Annotated in this window: 5 protein-coding genes and 1 pseudogene; 3 read left to right on the forward strand and 3 right to left on the reverse strand. The window is 53.1% G+C overall.

The annotated features are described in order from the left end of the window. Nucleotides 1–181 precede the first annotated feature (181 nt). Nucleotides 182–1,770 (forward strand): annotated as a pseudogene (locus VB737_RS12360) (IS3 family transposase). Between the two features lie 15 nt (nt 1,771–1,785). On the opposite strand, the gene VB737_RS12365 reads toward VB737_RS12360, so the two are convergent. The 3 genes from VB737_RS12365 to VB737_RS12375 all read right to left on the reverse strand — a co-directional run bounded on the left by VB737_RS12365 (nt 1,786) and on the right by VB737_RS12375 (nt 7,531). After that, a complete protein-coding gene (locus VB737_RS12365; RefSeq protein WP_500313358.1) occupies nt 1,786–2,205 on the reverse strand; it encodes a hypothetical protein in 420 nt (139 codons plus the stop codon). Nucleotides 2,206–3,596: 1,391 nt separating this feature from the next. Further along, nucleotides 3,597–5,000, reverse strand: coding sequence for a sensor histidine kinase (locus VB737_RS12370; RefSeq protein ID WP_500313359.1), 1,404 nt, complete (start codon nt 4,998–5,000; stop codon nt 3,597–3,599). Nucleotides 5,001–5,176: 176 nt separating this feature from the next. Continuing rightward, nucleotides 5,177–7,531 (reverse strand): hypothetical protein, encoded by a 2,355-nt coding sequence (locus tag VB737_RS12375; RefSeq protein ID WP_500313361.1) that lies wholly within the window; start codon nt 7,529–7,531, stop codon nt 5,177–5,179. Between the two features lie 265 nt (nt 7,532–7,796). Here VB737_RS12375 and VB737_RS12380 point away from each other — a divergent pair, with 265 nt between their 5' ends. Next, nucleotides 7,797–8,219 (forward strand): transposase family protein, encoded by a 423-nt coding sequence (locus VB737_RS12380; protein WP_323243121.1) that lies wholly within the window; start codon nt 7,797–7,799, stop codon nt 8,217–8,219. Further along, nucleotides 8,216–8,914 carry a transposase family protein gene (locus tag VB737_RS12385; RefSeq protein ID WP_500313363.1) on the forward strand — a complete coding sequence of 233 codons (699 nt, stop codon included), beginning with the start codon at nt 8,216–8,218 and terminating at the stop codon, nt 8,912–8,914. Before VB737_RS12380 ends, VB737_RS12385 begins: the two co-directional genes overlap by 4 nt. Nucleotides 8,915–9,168: the final 254 nt, after the last annotated feature.

Consider the following 9,168-nt stretch of genomic DNA (forward strand, 5'->3'; position numbering starts at 1 on the left):
AGCAGGCATCTCGCGAACGTCAAATCCATGGTCTGGAAAAACGTGCAAGAGCACTGGGTTACCAACTGGTTGCTACCGGCTGATAGGCGGAGATCCCTGATGGCCGTGGGTGTTTCTTAGGAAGTTGACGCCTCTCCATCCCGACCGTTTCAACCACCAGGGGGCCTGATGGAATCGATCGATGCGTCCTTACAGCGAAGCCGTCAAGGCTGATGTCCGCCGGCGTATGAGCCCGCCTCACCGCCAGAGCGTGGCGGAGATCGCCCAGGAGTTGGGCATCCACGTGATCACCCTCTACAAGTGGAGGAAGGCCTGGCGTCTGCAGGGGGAGGTGGTGCCTGCCACTCAGAAGGACCCTGAAGGTTGGGGCCCGGCCGACAAGTTCATGGTGGTGCTGGAGACCGCCGGCTTGAACAGCACTGAACTCGGTGCCTACTGCCGCGAGCGGGGCTTGTTCCCCGAGCAGGTGGACCGCTGGCGCCAGGCCGCCCAGGATGCCAATGCCCAGCCGCTGCTGACGATGGCCGATCAGAAGGACCTCCAGAAGCGGCACCAGGAGAACCAGCGTGAGATCAAACGGCTCCAGCTGGAGCTGCGCCGCAAGGACAAGGCCCTGGCGGAGGCGGCGGCACTGCTGATCGCCTCAAAAAAGATCCAGGCTTACTGGGGCGAGGAAGGGGAGGACTGACCGCCGCTGAGGATCGCCGCAAGGCCCTGGAGATCCTCGATGCCGCTATGGCGGCTGGTGCACGAGCCAGGGAGGTGGCGGCTCTGCTGGGCGTCGGGCTGACCACGCTGCAGCGCTGGCGGCGGCAGTTCGCGGGTGATGGGGTCGGTCTGGATGGCCGCAAAGGCAGCCACCGCGTGGTGTCTCACCGCCTCACGGACGAGGAGCGCCAGCGGATCCTGCTCACCTGCAACGAGCCGGAGTTCGCGGCGTTGCCGCCGGGCCAGATCGTGCCGATCCTTGCCGATCGCGGCATCTACATCGGCTCTGAGCGCAGCTTCTACCGGGTGCTCCATGCCCATGGCCAGGTCCATCGCCGTGGCCGTGCCCGGCCGCCCCAGGAACCCCGCCCCGTGCCGCGCCTGGAGGCCCGAGGGCCCAATCAGCTCTGGAGCTGGGACATCACCTACCTGCCCACTAGCGTCCGTGGCGTCTGGCTGTACCTCTATCTGGTGATCGACGTCTGGAGCCGCAAGGTGGTGGCCTGGGACGTGGCGGATCGGGAAAACGCCCAGATCGCCGCGGATCTGGTCAGCAGGGCCTGCCTGCGAGAGCGGATCAGCAAGGGCCGGCCCCAGCCTCTGATCCTCCATGCCGACAACGGCAACGCCATGCGAGCCGCCACGCTGGAGAGCAGGCTGGAGGAGCTCGGCGTGCTCAGATCCTTCTCCAGACCGAGGGTCAGTAACGACAACCCCTACTCGGAGTCGCTGTTCCGCACGGTCAAGTACCGACCGGACTACCCCAGGCGTCCCTTCCGCAGCGAGGAAGAAGCCTGCAGCTGGGTGGCGGAATTCGTGGACTGGTACAACCATCGGCACCGCCACAGCGCCATCCGGTTCGTGACGCCGGATCAGCGCCACAGCGGTCAGGCCGGTGGTATCTGCCGGCACCGTGCCCGTGTCTATGAGCAGGCCCGCCAGCGACACCCCCGCCGCTGGAGCCGCAGCACCCGCTGCTGGCGTCAGCCGGAGGTGGTCTGGATCAATCCACCGCCACCGGAAAACTCCATGGATCCAGCTACCTTGGTCATGGCCGCCTGATCAGCGGCAGGGGCGTCATCTTTCCTGGCAGTCACCGGGGTTGGAGGGGATTCTTGCAGGAGCAGCTTGGATCAAGAGATCTAAAGGCCAAGGGACCTTGTCAACGAGTGAAAGGCCGTAATTGCGAGCACTAACCGCATTCCCAAAACTCTTGAGGAGCGCATATTTGCGAGCGCCGGATGAAACAAGTTTGGCCGACGGCATTAACAGCTTGACGTCGCCAAATGATACTCCGTTGTCAAGTTGAATGACTACATCATAACTTGACGGGTTGAAGCTGACGATTACATTAAGATCTTCGGATTCCGGCTGTGGATGGCTGGGTGCGCTACGTCCAGGCTGAGAATTTACCGTAATAGCAACAAGAGATGCTCCGATAATTGAGTGCCAAGCGCAACGTAGCCCCGGGGTAAAGAGGGAGAAATAACGGGGCAAGCCTTCATGCCGGGGACCAACCTGAACAGAGGGTAGCGAACCACCAAGGAAGACAGGGCTCTTCCGCAAATTGTTCAGACTGTGGTACATGGCCAATCTTTTTTCGAATCCTAGCAGAACAGGCAATCTCCAGCAGCGATGGTATGGCTTTCTACACAGTTCGAGGTCAGCCAACCTGTCAACAAAGATAAAAAGAAATAGGGTTGGCCTTCATATGGTTCACCGTAAAGCGTGAACGATGAGCACACGCATCATGCATATTCCAATCCTCTGTGGCCACTCAAAGTGCTACTGATTCAAAACCGGCGCGAGGTGCCACACGCCAGTGGTACAAAGAAGAAGAGATGTATTGATGAGAGCGTCGATGCTGTAGCCCGCAATGGATCACCGTGGCGTGGGCTAATCTGTGATCCGAACATTCATGTCAGTTTCTAGACATAGGAAAAAGGATATCTGTGTAGCGGAAGCCGCCTTGAAGCTATAGTATCCGTCAGTTCGGATCCCAGCCAGCATTCATCGTTACGTGGAACATCGATCGAGCTTGCTAGCTGTACCTGTATTCATCATCGCACCCTGACTAGAACCTGCCGGGTTTGTACACTGATCGGAAGTCGAGCGCAATCCAGAGTTGGGCCGGTCATTTGGTTTATGAAAATTGCCAGTCGGGTGCGTGACATGACAGTCGCAGTAAAATCTAGAACCATCTTGCATTAGTTAAGTAGCAGCCTGAAGAAATGCATACTTAAGTCGCGGTTCCAATTGAAGCGCAAGAGGCTTGCGGTTGTCCGTGCACTAATGTCCTTAAGCTGGTCCCAGAAGACGCCACCGACAAAATCAAAGCCAATGGTATTCTAATCTTCCAGTTATAGCTATAATACTTGATAACCTAAACAGATTCTTGGAACTGGCCTTGGTTCTTTCTCTGATGACGCAGGCTACTCTGGCATTTTATCTTCCGTCTCCACGTATTAGATTCAGGCTAATTTCTGGAAGCTGAAGCGAGGTGTATAAGCTCATCAAGCATTGGTAGGCTTATCGCGCATCAGCGTCGTCGGCCATTGAAAGGCTCCAGAATATCGTCAGCAACTTGACTTGCGAATGATTGAGTCTAGGCCAGAAAGCGTGTTCACCTGAAACCCGAGCTTCTGATGGATCAGAAGCAAGATCTGTTCACCTTTAGGGCGAATATCGGTCTGTCTGTATCGACGAGAATCTCCGTGGTAACATCACCTCGCTGTCTTAACTGGCACCATGACTGCTAATAAGGTCAAGTTGATGATATGAACGACACATCTGGTTCCCTTGCACTATCAGTAGAACTATCACATAAGGAGATTAGCAGATATAGAAAGCCGAGCACATCTGGCAGAAGTCGTTACAAGATGCTCGGATTAGTGGTCGCTGTTCGACTCTGGAAATTTCAATTGCATTGTCGTTCCAGGAGAATCCTGGTCAAGGACGCTAATCTCACCACCCATTACCTGGACAAATTTCGCAACCAATGCCAATCCGACACCAGAGCCAGCCTTTATGCCACTAGTCTGAGGCGTACGATAAAAGGGCTTAAAAATTGCTTCCCGCTCTAATGCGGGGATACCAGGACCGTGATCAGCAACATGGATCACGACAAACCCAGACTCGCGGAAAAGCGAAAGCGTTATAGGCTGGTCTTCAGGAGAATATTTTGCAGCATTCTCAATTAGATTCTGTATGCATTGACGTAGACGATCTTCATCAACTCGAACTTCACAGTTTTCGATCTCCCTGCTCTGGTCGATGGTTTCAAATCGGAGACGATCGCCCCAGGGCAAAGAGTGAGATTCAGCAACAAGTGCCTTGATTAACTGATACGGATGTACAACAGAACAGGAAAGCATCAGGTTTCCCGATTCACTGCGAGCTAGGTCAGTGAGCATCCGCACCAAACGCTCTGAACTGACTGCCTCCTTTTCAGTCGAAACAATAAGTTCGCGATCCTGTTCAGATAACCCATTTAGACGGCGATTCAGAAGCCTTGCAGAAGAGCGAATCAAAGCAAGAGGAGTTGATAGCTCATGGCTGATTGAACGTATATATAACTGCTGTTGTATCCAGGCTTCTTGCAAGCGAGTCGACAAATCATTGTAAGCTTGGATGATTGGCTGCAATTCAGATGGCTGACCAAAAACGTCAAGTTGGTGATCTGCTACTTTTCCTGAAGGACGAAGCGCTACCCCATCCATGGCCTCTTCTAAACGAGATAGAGGTCGTAGGGAGTACGACATAACCCATTGGATAATAGCAAATACTGCAAAAACAAGCAGCAACCACGTTGCTAAAAGCAGCAGAATATTTTCACGACGGCTCGCAGGATTCACGCCAACATCTTCCAGGAATCGCAATACGCCTTGATTATCTGGTAAAGGCATGGAGCAGGTATAGAAGATTTCAGTGTCATAGGCAAATGTCCGCGGTTTCTGCATGCCAGGGGCATTAACACCAGCAGCGGCAAGTAAGCCCTTTTTGTCAAAGAAGTTTTGAGCCGAGTCCGTGTCAGGGAAAAGAGGTGCTTGATTCGGACGACTTAGCCAGACGAGAACTCGCTTCGCTGAAAAGTCGTTGAGAACCCTTAGCAGAACTTGGTCGTCAATAGGACCCTCGCTTCTCTCGTGGGAAATGCTACTGGCTATGGACTCAGCTGTTGCCATCACTAATCGTTCGTGGCGTTGAAGGCGATCGCGACGGACAACCACCTCAGCACCAGCCAAGACGAGTGCATAACTCAGAGTGATCAGGCCAAGCAGGGACCAACCCATGCGGCGGCGAATCGAGTATGAGGACTTGGCCACAGATTTAAAGCAATTACATCATTTATAGCCTGAAGGCTACCAAAGAGCAAGCAACTGAGTAGAAAGCTCCATAATAAGGTTAATCAGAATAGGTTTTTGGAGACTCGGCTCAGCCCGTTAACTAAATTAGACCGTACGCACTATCAAACATTGAAGAATTCATATGCTATACCAGCCGCATTGGGACCTGTCTGGTCAAGCCCAGAAGCAGTTAGACCGTCAATCTCTGCGTCAATAATTAATATGTTAGCGCTGTTATCGAGTGGACTAGAAAAAGCAAATGACTCACCATACTCTGAATGAACATTATTTACCGTTGCATCTGTGACAACAACATCGGAAGAAGCCGAGAAAGTGTAAGCATAAGCGTCGGCTCCATTGTAACCAGTTAAGGTATCCTTGACAAAACCCCTTGTGTAGTTGCCATCAAAGCCTAGTCCACCAACGGCAACAAGGTTTTCTACAGAAGTATCGTTCATAATGGCACCTGTAATACCGTCCATTTTAAAACCTATAGTACCTTTCTGGACGTGCAACATGTTGTCAACGTTATAAATCCACCCATCTTCAAGGTCGAGTGAAGACCGCAACTCATAAAGTGCCGAATCAGATTCCGCCCATGCAACAATATCGCTACCGATCGAGAGTCTGCTGACATCAAGAAAACTATTCGCAAAGAGCTCCTTATTCTTGGCAACCAATAGCTGAGCATTGGCAAGCACATTTGGCTTGTAGTTTGCTGCAAGAACTTCTTGATTGTCTGCATCCGAACTCAGTAAGCCCTGAGTTGACGACTCGAGGGTACTGTAAACCCCATTGGTGTTATTTCGAAGCATGAATGCAGCGCCAATGGGGTCAATTACTGGCTGGTTCATGCCTCCGCCCACATTATTGGAAAGAACAGGAACTTCGGTGACAAAAGAATGTTGACCAAGAATCTTAACGTCTTCAAAGATTACATTTGCTGAAGGGGTTTCAAATCCACCTTCGGGAGGGTCGGGAAAGCCATTGACCTGAACTCCTACAGGACCGGTTAGGAATCCATAGGAATTTCCATCGACAAAGCCAAATGGATTATTATACAGGTAATAATTGGAATCGATGGTATCGATTCGACCGTCTCCAGATGTTATTATGTCATCGAATACTGCATTAAGGCTTTGCTGCAGAGCCAATTGAATGTCTTTGGCTGATAGAGACTCCCCTTTTACATTGAGACTGCTGACCTCAGATCCCAGGGGGTTAGTGCGCTCAAGCTGTGCTAAATAATCAACATAAGGGCGGATAAAACGCGCGTTACTATAAGAACCAAGGATGGGAACATCGGTCCTATTCGACGCCTCTACATCCTTAACTGTGAGTCCATTAACACCATTGAGAGCAACTGCTGCAACTTCATAATCAATAAAATCAACGTCTTCAATGAGAATATTCTGATTCCCGTTGCCATGGATTCCGTGATGGGCGCTCCGACCAATAGTGCCGTTCTTAATTACAAGGTTGCTCACGGCATCGTTTCCATTTGGACCGAAATCGTGCGGTCCCTGGCCAGTAATGAAGGGGGCGCCTGCAAGTTCTATAACAGAAAAGAAACGCTGCTGCAGTGCATGCTCCTCACTCTGTTCAATTTGAAATCCATTCAGATCGATAATGCTTCCACTTGCGCCACCATTGATGGCAATCATTGCAAAGAAGCCTATGCCGTATGACTTGGGATCATAAGGACCTCCAGCCACTGTGAATTGACTTGGAAGTGGACCGCCAGATCGATAGGAGTCAAGAAGATCGCCATCTTGTAAACCAAGCCTCTGTGCATCAACTCCAAAGACCTGAGTGCCAACCGCATTTGGATTGAAACTTAGATCTTCCATTATAATGTAATGGCCAGGCTTGTCGAGAATTAGCGTCCCATTCGCAATGTCGGACTGGTAGATAAAGAATTTAGTTAACTCTTGGGCGGTGTGACCACCGCCTATCCATTGACTATCGGATGCATAATCTTCGAATTCGTATTTATCGGTTTCAGAGGGAAGCTTTTTAAGTTGGCCTCGCAAACTATTTTCTTCTGTGTCAGTATTGTTTGGTTCGTCGTCGTCTGGGTCTGAAAGATGGCTATTATAACCCGAGGCGATTATAGGCAATTGACTGTTTCCCCCTGAAGATATAGGAGGGGTGTAATCGCGCAGCGGGACTCTGGTATCCGAAGGGCCTGTACTATATTGTAAAGCTGTAATAACAGGGACTTCTGGTTGACCTGACTGAAAATGATTAGATTGATCTGAATCGGGCGCGAACCATGAACTGTATCGAATAGACTCAGTCGAAGACGATGAATTATCTAGATTTGCCGCTCCCTCGCCATCATGTTTCTCGTCGGAGATATAAGGAAATCTGCCACTTGATACCCTCCGAGAGTTGATATGTTCACGGTATATCTTCGATTTTCGTCTTTGAGACCTCTTGTTGGCTTCAAGATAGCTGAGGAAAGGAGAGCTCACGTAAATCCTTCAGATACCCATCCATAGGATGGCTCAAGCCACCGAGCCATGTCTGATGCGCAGAGTGCGCAATGGTATGCCAACACTGCGCAATTCGCACAATTGCTTGGCTTAGTGGTTGCCGAATCAGCGCCATGGGTTGATTCAGAGCCCAATTTTGATCCGGGTTCCGGCTGCCGCCCTAAGGCCTGATTCAAAGTGTGCCAAAGGCTGTCTTGCCGGGGCTGCGAGCATGGGTTCAGGTCGGTGAGATTGCCACCTCTCAGTGCCCCAAAGCCTTTCTGCCGCAACCGATCTCGATCTAATCAGCTACCTCAAGGCTATCCCTGACGCCCGGATGCGGCGCGGGGTTCGCATCCCCGCCTGGTACCTCCTGTTGGTGGCGGTGCTTGGGATCCTGAGCAAGTGCGAGAGCCTCCGCGATCTGGACCGTTTTGCTCGGCGTCATCACGCTGTGCTCACGGAGTCACTTGGGATCGAGCTCAAGCGTCCTCCCTCCGATTCCGCTTTCCGCTACTTCTTCCTGCAGGTGGATGTCGTTGCTGTCTGCGCCGCCATCCGGGATTGGACCATTGCCCAGATCCCAGGCGGGGCAGATGGTTTGGATCAACTGGTCTGTGATGGCAAGACCCTGCGGGGCTCGATTGTGGCCACCAGTGGAGGGGTTCAGCTTTCATCGCTCAGGTGACGCTGTATTCGGCGGCCTTGGGTGTGGCGATCGCTCAGGCTTGCTACGCCACCGGTGCGAACCATGAGCGGGCGCTCCTCCAGAAGCTGCTTGGGGAGCTGGATCTTGAGGGCGTGCTGATCCAGGCAGATGCGCTGCACACGCAGCAGGCGTTTTTCGGCAGCTCACAAAGCAGGGGGCCGACCAGGGCCGCCCAAAAGTCTGTCCTGGTAGGCCTTGGCGGGCCTGTCACCATTGGGTTTCGTCAGCGGGTCTCACCGCTCCCGATGCCCGAAACCGTCTCCGCTGCAGTCGATCTGGGCGCGCCGGATGATCTGATCAGCTTCCTCAAGGCCATTCCCGATGGCCGCTACCGCCGCGGGGTGCGTTACCCGCAGTGGTTTCTGCTGTTGGTGGCGGTGCTGGGGATCCTGAGCGGCTGCAGGAGCTCCCGTGATCTCGAGGCGTTCGCCAAACGACACCGGGAAGCGCTGAATCAGGCTTTGGGCCTGAATTTCAAGCGCTGGCCCTCCGATGCCACCTTCCTCTACCTGTTCAACAAAGCCCATTTGCAGGAATTCGGCGAGGTGCTGCAGGCCTGGATGATCAGCCAGATCCCAGGTGGGGCAGAGGGTCTGGATCAGTTGGTGTGTGACGGCAAGACCCTACGGGGCTCAGCCATCGAGACGGAGGACGGCAATCACCGGTTCGTTTGACGTGACCCCCTTCATTGGTCCAGGCGCAATGAGAGTGGGTGGTTATGCAGCAGCTGGTTGAGCTGCCTCCAGGGGCGTACGCCCCTGGAGGGCCGAATGCGGCCTCAAGTTGTTGTACTCCCAGCGCTGTCAGGCGACAGCGAAAACTGGCCCAGATGCGACACGAAATCTGGCCCCCCTCCTTGAGCCACTGACCAGGGCCAGCGCGCAGCCTGCGGTGCTGTCACCTCTGGAGCAGAGCTCCCGGGATGCGG

It is taken from the genome of Synechococcus sp. BA-120 BA3, from assembly GCF_034931285.1.
In the GTDB taxonomy this organism is placed as follows: Bacteria; Cyanobacteriota; Cyanobacteriia; order PCC-6307; family Cyanobiaceae; genus Cyanobium.

What these genes read in the sequence shown, in the direction of transcription:
- VB737_RS12370 (WP_500313359.1), bottom strand. Translation starts at nt 5,000, where the DNA reads ATGGGTTGGTCCCTGCTTGGCCTGATCACTCTGAGTTATGCACTCGTC.